The 19,171-nt window shown below is 58.5% G+C and carries 13 protein-coding genes; 6 read left to right on the top strand and 7 right to left on the bottom strand.

Annotation, left to right across the window (positions count from 1 at the left end):
• The first annotated feature begins 6 nt into the window (after window positions 1-6).
• A complete protein-coding gene (locus tag B3075_RS01870; RefSeq protein ID WP_102738551.1) occupies window positions 7-1,527 on the top strand; it encodes a pyruvate carboxylase subunit B in 1,521 nt (506 codons plus the stop codon).
• A 114-nt stretch (window positions 1,528-1,641) separates the two neighbouring features.
• On the opposite strand, the gene B3075_RS01865 is transcribed toward B3075_RS01870, so the two are convergent.
• The 5 genes from B3075_RS01865 to cimA all read right to left on the bottom strand — a co-directional run bounded on the left by B3075_RS01865 (window position 1,642) and on the right by cimA (window position 7,632).
• Window positions 1,642-2,340 (bottom strand): hypothetical protein, encoded by a 699-nt coding sequence (locus B3075_RS01865; RefSeq protein ID WP_290488781.1) that lies wholly within the window; start codon window positions 2,338-2,340, stop codon window positions 1,642-1,644.
• Window positions 2,341-2,489: 149 nt separating this feature from the next.
• A complete protein-coding gene (locus B3075_RS01860) occupies window positions 2,490-3,875 on the bottom strand; it encodes an MATE family efflux transporter (RefSeq protein WP_290488783.1) in 1,386 nt (461 codons plus the stop codon).
• Between the two features lie 144 nt (window positions 3,876-4,019).
• Window positions 4,020-5,096, bottom strand: a complete 1,077-nt coding sequence (locus tag B3075_RS01855) for a P-loop NTPase (RefSeq protein WP_094137161.1) — start codon at window positions 5,094-5,096, stop codon at window positions 4,020-4,022.
• A gap of 250 nt (window positions 5,097-5,346) precedes the next feature.
• Window positions 5,347-5,559 (bottom strand): DNA/RNA-binding protein, encoded by a 213-nt coding sequence (locus B3075_RS01850; protein WP_012421062.1) that lies wholly within the window; start codon window positions 5,557-5,559, stop codon window positions 5,347-5,349.
• 438 nt (window positions 5,560-5,997) lie between these two features.
• A complete protein-coding gene (cimA, locus tag B3075_RS01845) occupies window positions 5,998-7,632 on the bottom strand; it encodes a citramalate synthase (RefSeq protein ID WP_290488786.1) in 1,635 nt (544 codons plus the stop codon).
• Window positions 7,633-7,753: 121 nt separating this feature from the next.
• On the opposite strand from cimA, the gene B3075_RS01840 reads away from it, so the two are divergent.
• From B3075_RS01840 to B3075_RS01820, 5 genes are all read left to right on the top strand, one after another.
• The gene (locus B3075_RS01840) at window positions 7,754-9,925 is read left to right on the top strand and encodes a M3 family metallopeptidase (protein WP_290488787.1); all 2,172 of its coding nucleotides are present in this window, start codon (window positions 7,754-7,756) and stop codon (window positions 9,923-9,925) included.
• 276 nt (window positions 9,926-10,201) lie between these two features.
• The gene (locus B3075_RS01835) at window positions 10,202-11,401 is read left to right on the top strand and encodes an efflux RND transporter periplasmic adaptor subunit (RefSeq protein WP_179218543.1); all 1,200 of its coding nucleotides are present in this window, start codon (window positions 10,202-10,204) and stop codon (window positions 11,399-11,401) included.
• Window positions 11,402-11,464: 63 nt separating this feature from the next.
• Entirely contained in the window at window positions 11,465-14,680 is a 3,216-nt protein-coding gene (locus tag B3075_RS01830) for an efflux RND transporter permease subunit (protein WP_094137165.1), read from the top strand.
• Window positions 14,681-14,717: 37 nt separating this feature from the next.
• The gene (locus B3075_RS01825) at window positions 14,718-16,151 is read left to right on the top strand and encodes an efflux transporter outer membrane subunit (protein WP_290488790.1); all 1,434 of its coding nucleotides are present in this window, start codon (window positions 14,718-14,720) and stop codon (window positions 16,149-16,151) included.
• Window positions 16,152-16,797: 646 nt separating this feature from the next.
• Window positions 16,798-17,556 carry a PEP-CTERM sorting domain-containing protein gene (locus B3075_RS01820; RefSeq protein ID WP_290492002.1) on the top strand — a complete coding sequence of 253 codons (759 nt, stop codon included), beginning with the start codon at window positions 16,798-16,800 and terminating at the stop codon, window positions 17,554-17,556.
• 226 nt (window positions 17,557-17,782) lie between these two features.
• On the opposite strand, the gene B3075_RS01815 is transcribed toward B3075_RS01820, so the two are convergent.
• A complete protein-coding gene (locus tag B3075_RS01815) occupies window positions 17,783-18,403 on the bottom strand; it encodes a hypothetical protein (RefSeq protein ID WP_094137169.1) in 621 nt (206 codons plus the stop codon).
• A 100-nt stretch (window positions 18,404-18,503) separates the two neighbouring features.
• Window positions 18,504-19,043, bottom strand: coding sequence for a hypothetical protein (locus tag B3075_RS01810; RefSeq protein ID WP_290488187.1), 540 nt, complete (start codon window positions 19,041-19,043; stop codon window positions 18,504-18,506).
• Window positions 19,044-19,171 lie beyond the last annotated feature (128 nt).

Below are 19,171 nucleotides of genomic sequence, written 5' to 3'. Positions count from 1 at the left end.
TAAATAATGAATCCTGTTACATTCAACTGCACCGTTCTGCGCGACGGGCATCAATCCCTGGCGGCAACCCGCATGAAGACGGCAGACATGCTGCCCATTGCCCCCATTCTGGACTCCATGGGCTTCAGCGCCCTGGAAACCTGGGGCGGCGCCACCATCGACGCCGGGCTGCGCTTCTTGAAAGAATGGCCTTTCGACCGGCTGGACGCCCTGAAAAAAGCAGCCCCCAAAACGCCGCACATGATGCTGCTGCGCGGCCAGAATATCGTGGGCTACACCAACTATGCGGACGACGTGGTGGAAGCCTTTGTCGCCATGAGCGCCAAGCACGGCATGAACATCTTCCGCATTTTCGACTGCGTGAACGACCCGCGCAACATGGAAACCTCCATCCGCGCCGCCAAGAAAGCCGGAGCGCAGGCCCACGGCACCATCTGCTACACGACTTCTCCCGTGCACACCACGCAGACGTTTGTGGACATGGGGCGGGAACTCGCGGACATGGGGGCGGACGCCATCGTCATCAAGGATATGGCCGGCCTCATTCCTCCGTATGTCACCCAGGAACTCGTCAGCGCCCTGAAAAAGGACCTGAACATCCCCGTCTGGATCCACACGCATGACACCGCCGGCCTCGGCGCCTCCACCTACCTCAGCGCCATTGATGCCGGAGTGGACGCGTGCGATGTCTCCATCTCCCCCTTCGCCAACGGCACGGGCCAGCCGGACTGCCTGCGCATGCTTGCCCTGCTGAACGGCAATCCCCGCAAGCCGGATTACGACGCGGACAAGCTCATTGAAGTTTCCGAAATGCTCAAACCCGTCTATGACAGCCTGGGCAAATTCGCCTCCCACCGCAATGAAGTGGTGGACTCCGACACGCTCCGTTACCAGGTGCCCGGCGGCATGCTTTCCAACTTCCGCACCCAGCTCAAGGAACAGGGCATGGAAGACAAGTTTGAGGAAGTATTCGCGGAAATTCCGGTAGTCCGCAAGGCCCTGGGCTGGATTCCGCTGGTGACCCCCACCTCCCAGATCGTAGGCGTGCAGGCGATGCTGAACGTCAAGTTCGGCCGCTGGAAGAACATCACCCCCCAGGCGGCGGATATTGCCCTGGGCTACTACGGCCGCACCTCAGCCCCCGTGGACCCGGAAGTGCAGAAACTCTGCGCGGAAAAGATGGGCAAGGAACCGATCACCTGCCGCCCGGCGGACCTGATCAAGCCCGGCATGGAAGACCTGCGCAGGAAGCTTGCGGAAAAGGGGCTCCCCACGGACGACGAACACTGCGTCATCTACGCCATGTTCCCGCAGCAGGTGGAAGACTTCTACAAAAAACCGGAACCTAAGGAAGAAGCCCCCGTGCAGGTGAACACCGCTCCCGCCGCGGCTCCGGCGGCCGCGCCGTCCATGACCGTCATTGACAACGGCATCACCGCCCGGGTAAGCGGCCCCTCCGGTTCCCGTGACCTGACCATCGTCATCAACGGCCAATCCCACTCCGTGAAAGTGGAACGCATCGGCTAAAATCTCCGGTGCGCCGACTTAAACCGTTTGCGGGCGGTTCCCTCCATGAGAGGGACCGCCCGCTTTGGCGTTCATTGCTTCCCTGAGAAACGGCAGTTCCGTCACAGGGAACGATCATTTGGTAAAGATCAGCATTTTCCCGGCCAGTGTCTGGCTGAGAAGCGCCGCGGGAATCTGTTTGACGGAACCAGGCTTGAGCTGGTGGGTTCCCCCCCAGGCGTCAACGGCCGTCGTGCTCTCTTCCGAGTCGCAGGAATAATAATTCCCCCCCGTACTATCCTTTCCCCACCAGGACGCGGCTACATCCTGAATGGATTGATTGCTGTCCCGCAAAATATTCAGGTCAAACACAAATTTTCTGCCCCAGTGGTAAGCGTCCGCCAATTTTCGGGACGCGCAGTCCACATTCTTCTGTATGACGCACCAGTGGGCACGAATACCTGAAGTATCAGGATTTCCCCCGGCATCTACGCAGAAGGGAACCATGCAAAGGCCTCCGGCATCCAGAATGCCCACAATGGAGGAAACTTCACAGGCGGCAGACTGACACTTGATTTTGGAAGATTCCAGACTCCTGATATAATCCGCCATGACGGGAGTGGAGTCATATAATTCTCCAATAATGGTTTTCTCGTCTCTTTTGAATTTTCTCCTCAGGGATACTCCCTTCTTGTCTCCGTCCGATGTGGCAGGAATTTTAATATTGTAGAGATAATCCAGAACAAAAGACAAGGAGTAAAGACCGCAGGTCGGCCCCTTCTGGTCCTTGAATTCAACGTTCCGGCCTTCCGGATTGGTAACTGTAATAGACATAATTCAATAATGATGGCGTGGGGATTCATTTCCCGCACGCCGTCATTACATCGTGAAAGCACAGTGGACGCACGTTCCGCCATGCTTCCTGCCATGTTCACCTTCTGAAACGCCGCATTTATCCCGCGGAAAGAAAGTGTTCCGGAAACTCAACTTTCCCTTAATCCCGCCTGTCTCATCAGGGCGAATTCCCGCCTGGCGGTGCGCCTTACGCGCCAGAGCAGCAGCACGGCCGCTACGGACAGGCCGATGATGAATCCCGTCCAGATGCCGCGCGCGCCCATGGCCGGGACAATCCAGTCCGTGCGGGCGAGGATGTAGCACGCCGGAAATCCTACTATCCAATAAGAGAAGAACGTAATGAAGGTAATGGACGCCGTGTCCCGGAATCCTCTCAGAACCCCGGCGGAGAGCACCTGCAAACAGTCCGGAAGCTGGTAGGCCGCCGCCAGAATCAGCAGGACGGAAGCCGTGCTGACAATCAGCTCCGAGTCATTGTACAGGAGCACAATCTGCTCGCGGAACAGGGTGATGCCTCCAAAGGTGCACAGGCAGATGGTGAGCACCAGCACGTAGGAAGACAGAATGGCGGATCTGGCGCCTGCCAGATCATTCCGGCCGTGATGGTACGCCACGCGGATGGAAGCCGCCAGCCCTACGGAGAGCGGGAGCATGAACACCAGGGCGCCCACATTCCCGGCAATCTGGTGGCTCGCCACCTGCGTCTCTCCCAGAGGCGCCAGCACCAGCGCCGCCGCGCAGAAGAGCATCACCTCGCACAGCTGGGAAACGCCTATCGGCACGCCCAGCCGCACAAGATGCGTGATGACGGATGGCGTGGGCCGCCGCCAGGAAATGATGTGCCTGCGGTACGGCCTGTGCTTGGGATTAAAGTAAACCAGCAGGAACATCAGCAGGAATTCAATGTAGAAAATGACTGCCGTGGCCGCGCCGCACCCTGCTCCGCCCATGCGGGGAAAACCGTACATGCCGAAGACGAACATGTAGTTCAGGGGAATGTTGAGCAGCAGGCCGCACAATCCCACGTACATGGCGGGCCGCGTCATGTTGGAGCCTTCGTTCAGGCTCTTCAGGGCCACGAATCCCAGGTTGGCGGGAAGCCCCCACATAATGGCGGACATGTAGGCGGAAGCCATTTGACACATGGCGGCGTCATCGGAAATCCAGCCGAACACGTTTCTCAGCGCATCAATGACCGGCATGGAAACCAGACTGAGCATCAACGCCAGCCACAGGCCGTGGTTGGTCATGTAGCCCACGCGGCTTTCATGGCTTTTCCCCCTCATATTGGCAATCACGGGGCCGATGATCATCAGCACGCCGCAGGCGAACAGAGCCACGGGCAGGTACACGGAAGACCCCAGGGCCACGGCGGCCATGTCCGTCACGCCGGCGCTCCCGGCCACAATCGCGTCCACCGCACCCATGCCCACAATGGAGAGGTTGACCACCAGCACCGGGAAAGCCAGCGGTATCAGCTTTTTCATCTCCTTCAAATTCCACGTCTTATTCATTTTCTTATTTCCTTCCATGCCTTTCCTCATTCCAAGAGCCGGAACCATTCCCGGCAAACAAGCCGGACCGGAGCGGCAAGCTCCAATCCGGCTTTAAAGTTAAGGGTTGTCCACCGTGCCGGGGCATCCTGCCCCGTCGGTCATTCAACGGTTAAGCACCACGCGGGCGCACTGTTCCGCCACCTGGCGGAACGCGGCGGAAACCGGGTTCTGCCCGGGATCTTCCAAAGCCACGGGGCGGCCTTCGTCCCCGCCGGAGCGGGTGGAAATATCCAGCGGAATCTTGCCGAGCAGGGGCACTCCCAGCTTGGCCGCTTCCCGTTCGCCGCCGCCTTCGCCAAAGATATGGTAAATCTTTCCGTCGGAGGGGCACTGGAAATAACTCATGTTTTCAATCACGCCCAGAATGGGGGTCTTCACCCGTTCAAAAAGGCCGATTGCCTTGCGCGCGTCAATCAGCGCCACTTCCTGCGGCGTGGTCACCACCACTACGCCGTCCAGTTCCGCCGTCTGAACAATGGTCAGCTGAATGTCTCCGGTGCCGGGAGGCAGGTCCAGAATCAGGAAATCAACATCCCCCCACGCCACGTTGCGCAGGAACTGCTGGACGTAGCGTGTCGCCAGAGGGCCGCGCACCGCTACAGGATCGGACTCGTTAATCAGCAGCCCCATGGAAAGGAGCTTCACGCCATGAGCCGTCACCGGGAGAAATTCGTCATTCTCATTGGCTCCGGGGCGTTCCTTGGTGCCGAACATCAGGGACATGGACGGGCCGTAGATGTCCAGGTCCACCAGGCCGACGGAATAGCCCAGCTTGCTCAGGGCCACCGCCAGGTTCGCGGAAACGGTGGATTTGCCCACGCCGCCCTTGCCGGAAGCCACGGCAATGACATGTTTGGCGCCGGGAACGGAGGATTTCCAGGTAGAGGGGTCGTCATTAATTCCCTTTTTGGCTTCCGGAGCCTTATGCTCAATATTGACGTCGCAGTGTTTCACGCCGGGCAAATGCTTCATCACGCCGTGAACGCCTTCAAAAATGTAACGGGGAATATCCGCATTCTTGCTCTCAATCACCAAATCAATCGTGACGTTGTTTTCAGCGTCAATGTCGATCTTTTTCACCAGCCCGAAAGATACGATGTCCCGGCTGAACCCCGGAAATTTAACCGTGGTCAGCGCAGCCCGTATCAACTCCGGAGTCAATTCCTGTTGTGTCGTCATATCTCTGAAATATTCGTGGTTGCATCAACATTGCGGCCCCGCGCCTCCGGAATGCGGAATACTCCGGAATAGGAAAAAGGGGACGTCAAAACCGGGAAGCAAAGATACTCCCTTTTTTATTTTTGACAACGCCTAATTCAGACAAAACGACTTTTTGACCGCCGGATTTCAATGACCCGGACACCAAGAAACGGCGGGACGGCCGTAGCCCCGCTATCGGTCTTCAAGAAAAACGGGAGGGAGGGGGAACTTATTCCCCCTGCTGCTTCAGCGTCTCCCGGATATCCTGGAGAGCGGCGATGAAATCGTCCAGAATTTCCGCGGGCACCATAATCCGGTCCCGGTTGGAACTCACCTTTTCCGTAATACGCACCACTTTGCCGCGCGCATTCTGTTTGAGATCAAGAAAGAACGTCTTGCGTTCCGCAATGATTTTTTCTGTGCAAATAATATCGTCCTCCACGGCTGTAATCTACCTCTGGTTGAATGAGGCTTTCAGGATAAATCTTCCCCGCTGGCGGGTCAATATTTTATTTGCCCCACCCCCGGCAGATGCGGACGTGAGGCAAAAGCCGTGGAAAAACCGTTATTTGCCCGGCAGGGTTTCCGCATCCGTTTTCCGGGCAAACTTGGTTGAAAACCGGCGCTCCGCGCGTTAACCGCGGCAACGTGACCGGCCAAAAAGAATGAGGTACAGGAAAACATAACCCGGCTCAAAAAAAACAGCCGCCGTCCGGGCCTGTTCACAGCACTCGTTGATCATTTCCCTTCCCATCCTGGACCAGCCAACCGGCAGGGGGGATTTTCAGCTCTTCAGCTGTCGCCCTCCCACGCAGAGGAACGGGAAGAAAAGGAAAAGCCATGAGGGCCGCCCATGCCCCCCGGAAAGGAGCGCCGCCCGTCAGCATTCCGCACGCCATCTGGCCTGCTCCGTCTTGTAGAGCTTATACGTGACGGCATCCGCCAGGGCTTCCAGGCTGGCCTCAATAATGTTGTAGGAAACGCCCACAGTCGTCCAGGTGGCGACGCCGTCCGAGGACTCAATAAGCACGCGGACATTGGAGCCGGTGCCGTTTTCATCCTCCGCATCCGGGATGTTCGTCCGGGTAGGGGAAAGCACGCGCACCTTGTAGTCGATGAGGTGCATCTGCTCCAATTCCGGATACCAGCGCGTCAGGGCGCGGCGCAGGGCCCTGTCCAGCGCATGCACGGGGCCAAAGCCCCCGGCGGCGGTGTGCTCCACCTTGCCGTGGACGTCCAGCTTGAGGGAGGCTTCCACCATCATGTCCGGGTCCATTTCATGGCGGGAGGTCAGCACCACGGTGCGCAGGATGTTGAAATACGGTTTCAGGGCACTGTCCGGCATGTGCCGCAGGAAGAGAAGCTCCGCGCTGGCCGGGGCGGCCACGTAGTCATACCCCAGCGCGGCATTCTTCTTCACGGCGGCGGAAAGCACGTCCAGAAGGGGGTCTCCCTTTTCCAGTTCAAAGCCCAGGGTGCGGGACAGGGAAAGAATGTTGCTTCTGCCGCCCTGCTCCGTCATCAGCACGCGCTGGGCGTTTCCCACCAGGGAGGGGTCGATGTGCTCATACAGAGCGGACTCCTTCATGATCGCGCTGACATGCACTCCGCCCTTGTGGGCGAACGCGGCGTTCCCCACGAAAGGCTGCCGCCGGAAGGGCGCCAGGTTGGATACCTCCGAGACAAAGGCGGCGGTGGATTTGAGCCGCGTCAGGGAGGCTCCGCTGAGGCAGGAAAAGCCTTTCATCTTCACCTGGAGGTTGGGAATGACGGAACAAAGATTGGCGTTTCCGCAACGCTCCCCGATGCCGTTGACGGTCCCCTGCACCTGGATGGCTCCGCTGTTTACCGCGGCCAGGCTGTTGGCGACGGCCAGTTCGCAGTCATTGTGGGCGTGAATGCCCAGGGGGGCGAAAGGCAGGCGTTCCCTGACCGTCCGGATAATGGAGCTGATTTCCTCCGGCATGGTGCCTCCGTTGGTATCGCACAGCACCAGGCAGTCCGCGCCATGTTCCCGGGCCGTACGGAGCACAGCCAGGGCGTATTCCGGATCCCGCTTGAAGCCGTCAAAAAAGTGTTCCGCGTCAAAAAAGGCTTCTTCCATATTTTTTTTAAGGAAGGAGATGGAATTGCCGATGATTTCCAGATTGCGTTCCCGGGAAATGCCCAGGGCCACTTCCACATGGCGGGGGCAGGATTTCCCAAAGACCGCGGCTACCCGCGCGCCGCTGGATACCAGGGCATTCAGCGTAGGATCCGTCTCCGGGGTATGGGAAGGATGGTGCGTGCTTCCAAAGGCGGCCAGTTTTGCATTCCTTAGTTCGACGCCTCTCATGGCGTTGAAAAATTCCGTTTCCACCGGATTGGCGCCGGGCCAGCCGCCCTCAATGTAGTCCATGCCCAGATAATCCAGCTGGCGGGCGATGCGGACCTTGTCCGTCGCGCTCAGGTTGACGTCTTCACTCTGCGCGCCGTCCCGCAGCGTGGTATCATAGAGAAAGATTTTGGTGGACATTCCTCTGGTTCATACATGCAAACCGGGAACCGTTCAAGACCGGGGCCCGGCTTTTCCGCGGATGCAGACACGAAAAGCGCAAGGCTTGAAGAGAAAAACGGCTTTCGGTAGGATGGCCGCCATGCGTTTACCCAGGCAGTGTTTCTACCTCCTTTTCCTCTTTTTCTCCATGGCCCTCCCCTCCCCGGCGGCCTCTTCCGCCCACCCTTTCCTGGACAAAGGGCGTCCCATCCGCTGGAGCCGGCTGACTCCGGACAAGCTGGAACCGGATATTCAGGAAGCCATGCGCCGCACCCGGGCCTCCGTAGAGGAAATCAGCCGCCTCCGTCCGGAGGAAATGACGTATGAAAATACGTTCGGAGCGCTGGAGAAAAGCAATGACCTCCTTACGGAAGGCATGTGCAAGGCCTATGTCCTGAAAAGCCTGTGCGACAGCGCGGAACTGCGCAAGGCCATGGATTCCGTGGCTCCCCGCGTGTCCGCCTTCCTTTCCTCCGTCACGAAAGACCAGGCCCTGTGGAAAGTCCTGAAAACCGCGGAGGAACGCCTGCGGCAGACTCATCTGAGCCCCGAACAGAAACGGTATATGGAACTAAGCATGCAGAGCTTCCGGGACAACGGAGCGGATCTGCCGCCGGACAAGCGCGCACGGCTTGAGGCCATTGACAGGGAACTGACGCTCGCCTCCCAGCGTTTCAACAATTTGTACATGGACGCCAGGAAATCCTGGACCTGGACGGTGCGGAACGCCGCCCTTCTGGAAGGAATAGACGGAGGCGCCCTGCAACAGGCGCGTGAGGAGTTCCTGAGGCGTCATCCCGGCCAGTCCGATCCGGGCTGGACGTTTACGCTGGACTCCGCGGCTTCCGCCCGGGTCATGGAAAAAGCCCGGCGGGAAGAATGCCGGAAGGATTTATGGGAACACCACCAGTCTCTGGCCACGGGAACATGCGACACGGAACCCGTCATCAGGGAAATCCTTTCCCTGCGCCGTGAAAAGGCGCATTTATGCGGATATAAGGCGTACCCGGATTACGCCCTGCGCGAGAGCATGGCGGGAAACGGGGAACACGCCATGAAGTTCGTCAATGAGCTGCTGGACAAGATCAGGCCCTCCTTTTTCCGTGAAATGGAAACTCTCCGCCGCCTAAAGGCCCGTCGCACGGGGCAGGAAAAAGCCCGCCTGAATCCCTGGGACGTGGCCTATTACGCCAATCTCCAGGCGGAGGAACGTTTCCGGCTGGACCAGGAGGAGCTGCGCCGCTACTTTCCCCTTCCCCGCGTTCTGGACGGCCTGTTTTCTCTGGCGGAACGGTTGTACGGCATCCGCGTAGCGGAAGTTCCGGCACGGCAGGCCTTATCCGGCATCCCGGCAGACAAATCCGCCGGAGCCGTAGAGGTCTGGCATCCGGACGTGCGCTTTTTCACGATTGACGACGGCAACGGCAACCGCCTGGGCTCCTTTTATCTGGATCTTTTCTCCCGTAACAATAAACGGGCCGGAGCGTGGATGAATACCCTGGACACGGGCAGCCCGTCCACGCCGGAGACCCCGGGAAAGCCGCGCCTGGGCATGGTCTGTCTTAATATTCACCCGCCCGCGGCAGGACACGCGGTGACGCTGACCCACCGGGAAGTCAGGACTTTATTCCATGAATTCGGCCATTTGCTGCACCTGATGTTTACCAGGGTTGCCATCTCCTCCCTGGCGGGAACCAGCGTGCCGCGGGATTTTGTGGAAGTTCCCTCCCAGTTCATGGAAAACTGGTGCTGGCGTCCGGACGTGCTGAAAAGCTTCGCCCGGCATGAACAAACGGGCCTCCCCATTCCGGAGGAGATGCTGCTCTCTCTGGACGCCTCCCGAGGCAATACGCCAGCCCTCGCGCTGGCCGGGCAGCTCCTGTACGCCAAGATGGACCTGGCCGTCCATGCGGCACCGGAACGTTTCTCCTCCGGTTCTCTAGATGATGTGGATTCCGCCGTAGCGGGAGACATGGACTATTTCAAAAATTTCAAAAGAGCCGGCAAGCTGCGCACGGCGCGCCATTTGTTTTCCTCCCCTTCGGGTTATGCCTCCTTTTACTTCTCCTACCAATGGGCTGAAGTTCTGGACAAGGATATTTTCGAAGCCTTTGAACGGGCCGGAGGACCGGACAGGGAAACGGCAGGAAAATTCCGGGAAACCATTCTGGAAAAAGGATACGCGGTCCCTCCCATGCGGCAGTTCATGGATTTCATGGGCAGAAAACCGCGCATGGACGCCATGCTCCGCAAGAGGCGGCTGGCATCCTGAAATCAAAAAGCCTCAGGCCGCCGCTTCCGGACAGCACAGGCGCAAGTCACATATTATACATTTGTTTAATTAAATTATCCTTTCATTATGCAAAGGTTACAGACATTTTGCAGAATTCAGAACACATCTTTGCGTTGACTTTGTAAGAAAAAGAAGAGAAAATTCTTCCGCTTTGCCGCACCTTCCGGCACCAGCCGCAACCAACCGCATTCATTTATGTACAACAAGCCTTTGACGTTTGCCGCAACAACCCTGCTCCTTTGCTCCCCGGTGATCATGCTAACTTCCTGTGACGGGGAAAAGGATTCCGCCGCCCAGGCGCCGGCGCTCGTTCCCGAAGTGCAGGTGACCAAACTGGTCACGAAGGATGTTCCCATCAGGCAGGAATGGGTGGGCACCCTGCGCGGCACGGAAGATGCCGAAATCCGCTCCCAGGTGACGGGATACCTTCTTTCCAAGGATTACCGGGACGGAGCTTATGTCAAGAAGGGCCAGGTGCTTTTCCAGATTGATCCCCGCCCGTTCCAGGCAACGCTGGACCAGGCCCAGGGAAGATTGGAACAATATGAAGCCACGCTGAAAAAATACAAACTGGACGTGGAACGCTACACCCCGCTGGTGAAGACCGGCTCCGTCAGCCGCAAACAGCTGGACGACGCCCTGCAGCAGGTCCAGGAGACGGAAGCCGCCATCGCCACGGCAAAGGCCCAGGTGGACGAAGCCAGGATCAATCTTAAATTCACCACCATTACAGCCCCCATTTCCGGCCTGGCCGGCCTGGCCACCCCTTCCATCGGCAACCTGCTGACGCCCTCCAGCCCCACGCCGCTGACCACCATTTCCTCCATTGACCCCATCCGGGTGGATTTCTCCGTGAGCGAACGGGACTTCCTGAACTCCATGGACAATAATCTGGCCAGTCAGAAGCACATCAAGTTTGACGTGATTCTGGCCAACGGCACGGAATACCCCATGCAGGGCGAACCCGTAGCCATTGACAGGAATGTGGATGCCCAGACCGGCACCATCAACATCGTCGGGCACATTCCCAATCCGAACCTGACGTTGCGGCCCGGCATGTTCGTCCGCGTCCGCGCCACGGTGAAAACGCTGGAAAACGCCGCGCTGGTGCCTCCGCGCGCCATTCTGTCCGCCCAGAGCGCCAAATTCATCATTTACCTGGATGACAAGAACATTCCCCACATGCAGGTCGTCAACCTCGGCCCCGTCGTTGACGGCATGCAGGTAATCAACGTCATTCCCATGCCGCATTCCACTTTCACGAAGGACAGCCCCATCGTGGTGGAGGGAATCATGCAGGCGGCCAAGGTTCAGGGGCACGCCCCCGTCAAGCCGCTTCCCTACAAGCCCGTAGTTTCCCAGCCCGTCATGCCCTCCATAGGGGCCCAGTCCTTTGAAAAGGCCAAAACGCCGGAAGGAATGAAGGATGGAGAAGCCCAGCCGTCCGCCAAATAACCTCCCTTCTCCGGAGACCCGGCATCTTCCCTTTTTTCCCGCGCATTTTCATGATTTAACGCCATGTCCAGCTTCTTCATCAAACACCCGACCATCGCCATCGTCATCTCGATCGTGATGATCCTGCTCGGCGGCCTGTCCCTGATGGGGCTCCCCATTGAGCAGTATCCCAACATCGTCCCGCCCACCATCAAGATGCAGGCGACCTACCCGGGCGCGAATGCGGAGACGGTGGCCAATTCCGTAGCCTCCCCCATTGAGCAGTCCATTTCCGGCGTCGTGGGGATGGATTACATGACTTCCACCAACGCCAACAACGGCATCTGCTCCCTGAGCATCGTCTTTGAAGTCGGCACGGACCCCAACATGGACCAGACGCTGGCCTACATGCGCTACGGGCAGGCCACCGCCCAGATTCCCGCGGAAGTCTCCCAGATGGGCATCACCATCACGCAGTCCACGGGCAGCCCGCTGGCCGTGGTCAACCTGTATTCTCCGGACGACAGCCTGAACGCCATCTTCCTGAGCAACTACGCCTACGTGAGCCTGGTGGACCCCGTGAAACGCGTTCCCGGCGTGGGTGACGTGCAGGTGTTCGGCGCGGGCCGCTACGCCATGCGCATCTGGCTGGACACCACCAAAATGGCTGCCCAGAACATCTCCGTGGGAGAAGTCCAGTCCGCCATCCAGGCGCAGAACACCGTGATTCCCGGCGGCCAGATCGGCGCGGAGCCGGCCCCTCCCGGAACGGAATTCACCTACAGCATCCAGACCAAGGGGCGCCTTCAGACGGCTGAGGAATTCGGCAACATCATCATCCGTGCGGAGGGGAACAAGCTCCTTTACCTGAAAGACATCGCCAAGGTGGAGCTGGGCTCCCAGACTTACAACGTATCCAGCAAATACAACGGCAGGGATTCCGGCGCCATCGCCGTGTATGCCGCTCCCGGCTCCAACGCCATCAACACGGTGGACGCTCTGGTCAAGCTTTTTGAGGACCGCTCCCGCAGCTTCCCCGCCGGAATGGAGTACAACCTGACGCTGGACACCACGCTGGCCGTGCGCGCCTCCATTGAGGAAATCGAGCACACGCTGGTGGAAGCCCTCCTGCTGGTGGTTCTGGTGGTGTTCGTCTTCCTGCAAGGCTGGCGCGCCACGCTGATTCCGGCCATCGCCGTTCCGGTTTCCATCATCGCCACCTTCGCGCTGTTCCCTCTCCTGGGCTTCACGTTGAACACCATCTGCCTCATGGGCATGGTGCTGGCCATCGGCCTGGTGGTGGATGACGCCATCGTGGTGGTGGAAGCCGTGGAATCCCACATGGAGCGCGGCCTTACGCCCCGCCAGGCGGCCTTCGCCGCCATGGAGGAAGTATCCGGGCCCGTCATCGCCATCGCCCTGGTGCTGGCGGCGGTGTTCCTGCCCTCCCTGCTGCTGCCGGGCATTACGGGCACGCTGTTCCAGCAGTTTGCCGTGACCATCGCCATTTCCATGCTCATTTCCGCGTTCAACGCGCTGACGCTCTCCCCGGCTCTGTCCGCCATTCTGCTCAAACCCAAGGACCCGTCCAAGGGAGGCCCGCTGAAATTCTTCTACCGCATTTTCAACCGCGGTTATGACGCCACGGCCAGCGGCTACACCAAAGTGTGCCACTTCCTGACCCGCAAGCTCATCATCTCCATTCCGCTGCTGGCCCTGATCGCCTACGCGATTGTCCCCGTAGCCAAGAAAATCCCCAATGGCTTCCTGCCGGATGAAGACCAGGGCTACCTGTTCGCGGCCCTGATTATGCCGGAGGCCCGCTCCCTCCAGCTGACCACGGCCGCCGCGGACAAGGTCTCCGAACTCATCCGCCAGAATCCGAACGTGAAAGACGTGATCGCCATTTCCGGCTTCAGCCTGCTGACGGGCGTGCAGAGCACGAACAACGCTTTCTTCTTCGTCATGCTCAAGCCCTGGGAGGAACGCCCCAATCCGGACCAGAGCGCCCTGGCGGTCACCGCCCAGCTGAACGCCCTGCTGACCACGAAAATTTCCGAAGGGGTCACCATGTGCTTCCAGCCTCCGGCCATTGCGGGGGTAGGTTCCGCCAACGGCGTCACCTTCATGCTGGAAGACCGCGACGGCAAGGGCACGGAATACCTGGCGGAACAGACGGACATCTTTGTGAAGGAAGCGAACAAGCTTCCGATATTCGACCCGAACAACAACGGCGGCGTGCGCAGCGTGATGTCCTTCGCCGTGGAACAGAAGGATGTGCGGCTGGATGAAGAAAAATGCGCCACGCTGGGCGTCAGCATCAGTGAAGCCAACAGTCTGCTCCAGGCCTACATGGGGTCCCTGTTCATCAACTACATTACCCTTTACGGCCAGCAGTGGCAGGTGTACATCCAGGCTCAGGGCAGCGACCGCACGGGAACGGACATGCTCAAGAACTTCTACGTGAAGAATAACACGGGCAGTTCCGTCCCCCTCTCCACCCTCGTGAAAATCACGGATATCACGGGGCCGGAATTCCTGCTGCGCCAGAACCTGTATAATTCCTCCAAACTCATGGTCACGCCCGCCCGGGGCTACTCCAATTCCCAGGCCATGGAAGCGCTGGAAAAAACCTTTGAAGCCAGCATGCCTTCCGACATGGGTTACAGCTACGCGGACATGAGCTATCAGGAAGAAAAAATCCAGAACGGCATCGGCATCGTGCAGATTTTCCTGCTCTCCTCCGTCTTCGTTTTCCTGATCCTGGCGGCCCTGTATGAACGGTGGTCCCTGCCCCTCAGCATTTTCATGACGGTGCCCATCGCGGCCCTTGGCGCGTTCCTGGGCCTGTACTGGTTCGGTTATGAATTGAACCTGTACGCGCAAATCGGCCTGGTGATGCTCATCGGCCTGGCGGCCAAGAATGCCATTTTGATCGTGGAATTCGCCGTCATTGAAATGGAACGCGGCAAAACGCTGATGGAAGCCACGCTTTCCGCCGCCAGAATCCGCCTGCGCCCCATCCTGATGACTTCCTTCGCTTTCATTCTGGGCTGCGTTCCGCTGGCGCTGGCCTCCGGTTCCGGCGCTTATTCCCGCAATATCATCGGAATCGTGGTCATTGCCGGGATGACGATGGCGACGGTCGTGGGCATTTTCCTGATTCCGTGCTCCTTCTATTTCATCATGAAACTCTTCCGCGTCCGCGTCGCCCGTAAGACGGTGGAAACGGAAGACCCGGATGAAATCATCGCCCGCAAGCATCTGTTCCACGAAGCCCATGAATCATTAAAAGGGTAACCCCCTTTGCAACCATCTGAAAACAGACTCAACGCATATGCGAAGAAACCCATACATCACACGCGCCATCCTTCTGGGAACGGCTTTTGCCGCCTCCTCCTGCATGATGGGCCCCGACTTCAAACCGGTGGACATGCCCATGCCCGCGGCATTCAGGGGAGCCCCCGCGGCGACGGAATCCATTGCGGACCTGCCCTGGTGGAAAGTCTTCAAAAACAAGGACCTTCAGAACCTCCTGACGGACACCTACAACAATAACCGCGACTTGAAAGCCGCCATGGCGCGCGTGGAAAAGGCACGCCAGTACATCACCATCACGGAGGCCCCGCTCTTCCCGTGGGCGGATTATTCCGGCTCCGTCAGCAAAGGCTCCAACTATACCGGAGGCGGCATCGTCCAGACTACCGGAAACACACTGACGCCAGGGGCGATTGACGCCGGCATTTCCTGGGAACTGGATATCTGGGGCAAGACGCGCCGGATGACGGAAGCTGCCCGCGCAGACTACCTGGCTTCCGAAGAAGGACAGCGCGCGCTTATGCTTTCCCTGCTCCGCCAGGTGGCGGACTCCTACCTCCAGCTCCTCCAGCTGGACGAACAGCTTGCCATCGTGCAGAAATCCGTGGAATCCTATTCCGAAAGCCTGCGCCTGTTTGACGAACAGCTCGAAGGCCAGGTGGGCGACAGGCTCCAGGTGGCTTCCGCCAAGGCGGCCCTGGCTTCCTCCCAGGCCCAGATTCCCGCCATTCAGGTGCAAATCGCCAATCTGGAAAACGCGGTCTCCGTCCTGGCCGGACGCGCTCCCGGCCATATCCGCCGTTCCGGCAGCACCCGGGACATCGCCTATAACGTTAAGGTTCCCGCCGGCATTCCGGCCTACATCCTTTCCAGAAGGCCCGACGTCCGCCAGAGCGAATACAAGCTGCGCGCCGCCAATGCCGAGGTGGGCGTAGCCATTGCCAACTACTTCCCGACCATCTCCCTGACGGCGGCGGGCGGTCTCGCCTCCGCAGACCTGCGCCACGTGCAGGGACGCCGCGGCGGCTGGGGCCTGGGAACCAATCTGACCGGCCCCCTCTTCCAGGCGGGCAAGCTGACGGCCTCCGAAAAAGCGGCCAAGGCGGAATTCCTGGCGGCCAGCAACGACTATGAGCAAACGGTTCTCAACGCCCTGGCGGAAGTCTCCAGCACGCTCATCCAGAGGGACAAGCTGCGGAGCATCACCGCCACCCAGTCCGAGGCCGTGGAAGCCTACCACACGGCGGTAAAACTCTCCTTTGAGCGCTACCGCACAGGCCTTTCCAACTACATTGAAGTCCTGTACGCCCAGCAGAACCTCTACCCCGCGCAGATTCAGCTTTCCCAGTACTATTACCAGCACGCCAGCACGCTGGTTTCCCTGTACACGGCCCTGGGCGGCGGCTGGAACATGAGCCACAAGGCTATCATGGATGGCCCTTCCGGGCGATAAAGGCGCTTCCCCTGACAACAGGCAATATACCTGACTGTTTTTTCTCCCTCCGGCAAGCACAGCTTGCCGGAGGGTTTGTTTTCCGGCCCGAGAACAACGGCGGCTCTCCAACCGCCTTCTCCGTCCCGGCTGCAGGAACCACGGGACGGGAATTCCCAACGGAGGGGCTCTTTTCCTGTTCCGACCCTATCCGGAAAGCGCAAGGCCCTCAACCGCTCCTTCTCCTTTTTCCCCGCGGAAACGGGGGCCATGTCGGCATTGCCCAATTCCCGTTCATTCACGATCAACGGGCCGCAGGACAATTCCATCGCGTTTTCAGAAATTCATGGCCGTTGATTCCGATATTCCGCCGTTTTCAACAAAACAAGCCATCTCCCGCTTTCATCGCTGATGTGCCGCCTCCCGCCGGATTTCTAATCCGTTTGCGGCAATTCGAGCTTCCCAACAGGAGTAAAATTCGGCAAATCATGGCGAAAGAAATGGGCCGGGAAAAGACCAGAGCCCGGAAACACTACTGAAAATCAATGTATTGAGGCAAACAACACATTTACCGTCAATATTTTTAATTGTTGGCGGATTAGAAATCCGATAAAAAACGGAAGTTTCTTACGTGGAAACATTTTTAGCAACTGTTGTAATCACTCACATGAAGACTAAATATCTTGTTCTCCTGATCGCCGCCATGGGAGGCAGCCTGTCCTTCGGGGCTTCCATCGACGGTCTGGACGCGGCTTATTCAAAAGCAACCACCGTTTATAACGGAACCTCTGGCGATACGCTGACCGTGTCATCCCCCACAACTATTAGCTTAAACAAAGCATACAGCTGGACGATGGCATTCACCATTTCCGAGCTGGGAACCACTCCGGGTTCAGATGTAGGGTTGCTGTTTACCTACAACACCGGCTCTTACAAAAATCTGGAAGGTATGGGATTTCAGCTTACGGAGTCCGGCAATCTCACTCTTTGCGCCGGAGGTTTTGCTTATGGCGGAAATCCAGCTGCCTCCTCCCCCTGGAAAACGCAAACGTTTTCCGGTTATTCCGCCAGCACCCCCCTGACCCTGTTTTACACATTCAACAGGGGAAATGTTTCCATCTCCGCCATGCTGGGGAACGACACGTCCACGCTGACCACGCTGGGAGACCTCAGCAGCTCAGCCGCTTTCAGCGACCAGAACATGACTCAGATCAATTTCTCCGCCAAAGACGCCACCGGAAACACATGGACCGTCCCGAATGGAATCACGGGGGAATATACCCTGAACAATTTTGATCTGTACACGGCGGTTTTGACAGAAGAGCAGATGAGGGCATACGCCCTGAGCGCCGTTCCGGAACCGGCTGCGGCCTCTCTCGGTCTGCTGGGCCTGGGCATCCTGCTGATGCGCCGCCGCAGGGCTTAAACTTTCGTCCGCCCGCCAGACGGGCCGCGCGCTTATTCCCGAAGAACGCGCTTTCCCCGGAGCCGGCCTGTCTGGATGCATTCAGCAGCGGCACGGAAAAAATATTTCATCAACGGCCCTTCGTTTTCTTCAGGCCCTGATGGAACAAAGAAGCCCCCGCGGCATAACGCCTGCGGGGGCTTTTCTATTAAAGAAAAAACGGTAACGCCGCTCAAGGAGCGTTTTTTCAGTCTTCCCTTCTTTTAAACAATTCCAACGCAAGCTGGGACCAGGTCTCCAGTTTCTCAAACATTTCCCCGGACAGTTCCTCCGGAGACACGAAACGGAGATTGGCCAGGGCCGCTTCATTCGCGCGTACACGGTCCGTATCCAGCTCAAACAGGTGGACAATGCCCAGATGCACGGCCCCCACCTCATTGGTATCATCATTAATCACGCCGAGCACCCGCTGGGTGCAGCTCCCGTCAATAACCAGTTCCTCGCGGATTTCGCGCTCCACTCCGGCCAGATAGGTGGAAACGTCGTCATGGCCGGATTGGCGGTCCACCGGATTGATATGGCCTCCGATGCCGATGGACCCCTTGTCATGCAGGCGGGCCTCGCCGCCGGAACCTCCGCGCGTGTAATGCAGAATGCGGCCCCTGTGGCAGAAAATGGCATAGGCGATGATCTGCTTGTGGGAAGGATCGTTTTCCGCGGCCTCCCGGTCCATGAAAGAGGCGACGCCCGGCTTCATGAACGCATTCAGATAATGATCCCCGCCTTTCCGGTGTCCCTGGAAATAGCCCGCCTCCTCAAAGGCGGCGCGGGGAACCACCAGAACCTGTTCTCCATGGTAACGTGACATGGAGACACCCTACCCGTTTTCCTCCCGCGCTCAACAAAAAAGGCGCTGAAACGGCAAATTCGCCCCTTCCTTCCAGGAACGCGCAGGCCGCCCCTCCGCATCAGGAAATATCCCGCACTTCCACGCCATGGTTCCGGAACCTGCGCATGATGCTTTCCAGCTGTTCCGCATTCATAAGATGGAGCGGCAGCCACAGCACCAGCTTCTTGCCGAACAGGAACAGCAGCGCGTGGCGCGTCCTGCACAACGTGGAAAAACGGTCGTAGGGAATATTCATGGGATCTACGCCCTTGCTGGAGAACGTCAGGTAGTCCTCATGGAAAACGTAATCCTTTTCCTGATGGTACATGGGCACTTTTTTGTTGGCGGCCAGAGCGGCCTTTGCCAGGAAGGGAACGTAAAACCAGGACAGGATAATCGCCATCAGCGCCCCGGCCAGGGACAGCCAGGCGAATAAGGGAAGAGGCCGCAGGGAAAAGGAATACAGCGTCATCAACACAAAAAAGGCCGTAATGGCCAGATCCAGCGGCTTCTTCCACCTGGGACGCACCGCATGGTACCATGCCACCAGCACCTGTGTTGCCAGGCGGTCGGAAGGTACGGGCTTGACGAGTTTGATGACCTCTGAATCCTGCATCATGGCGGCAGGGTAGCTTCATTCCCGCCGGAGAAAAAGCCTAAAAGAGGGTTCTTCCGCCGCTATTGTGTCAAAAAAGCCCCTCCGGAAAGGTTTCCGGCCCCTTTTTCCCGCCTCCGTTCACGGGGGAA

Origin of the sequence: Akkermansia sp. UBA7090 (assembly GCF_002493465.1) — a bacterium.
Taxonomy (GTDB): domain Bacteria; phylum Verrucomicrobiota; class Verrucomicrobiia; order Verrucomicrobiales; family Akkermansiaceae; genus Akkermansia; species Akkermansia muciniphila_A.
The sequence above is the reverse complement of the archived record's forward strand: the minus strand, read 5'-3'. Positions and strand labels throughout refer to the sequence as shown.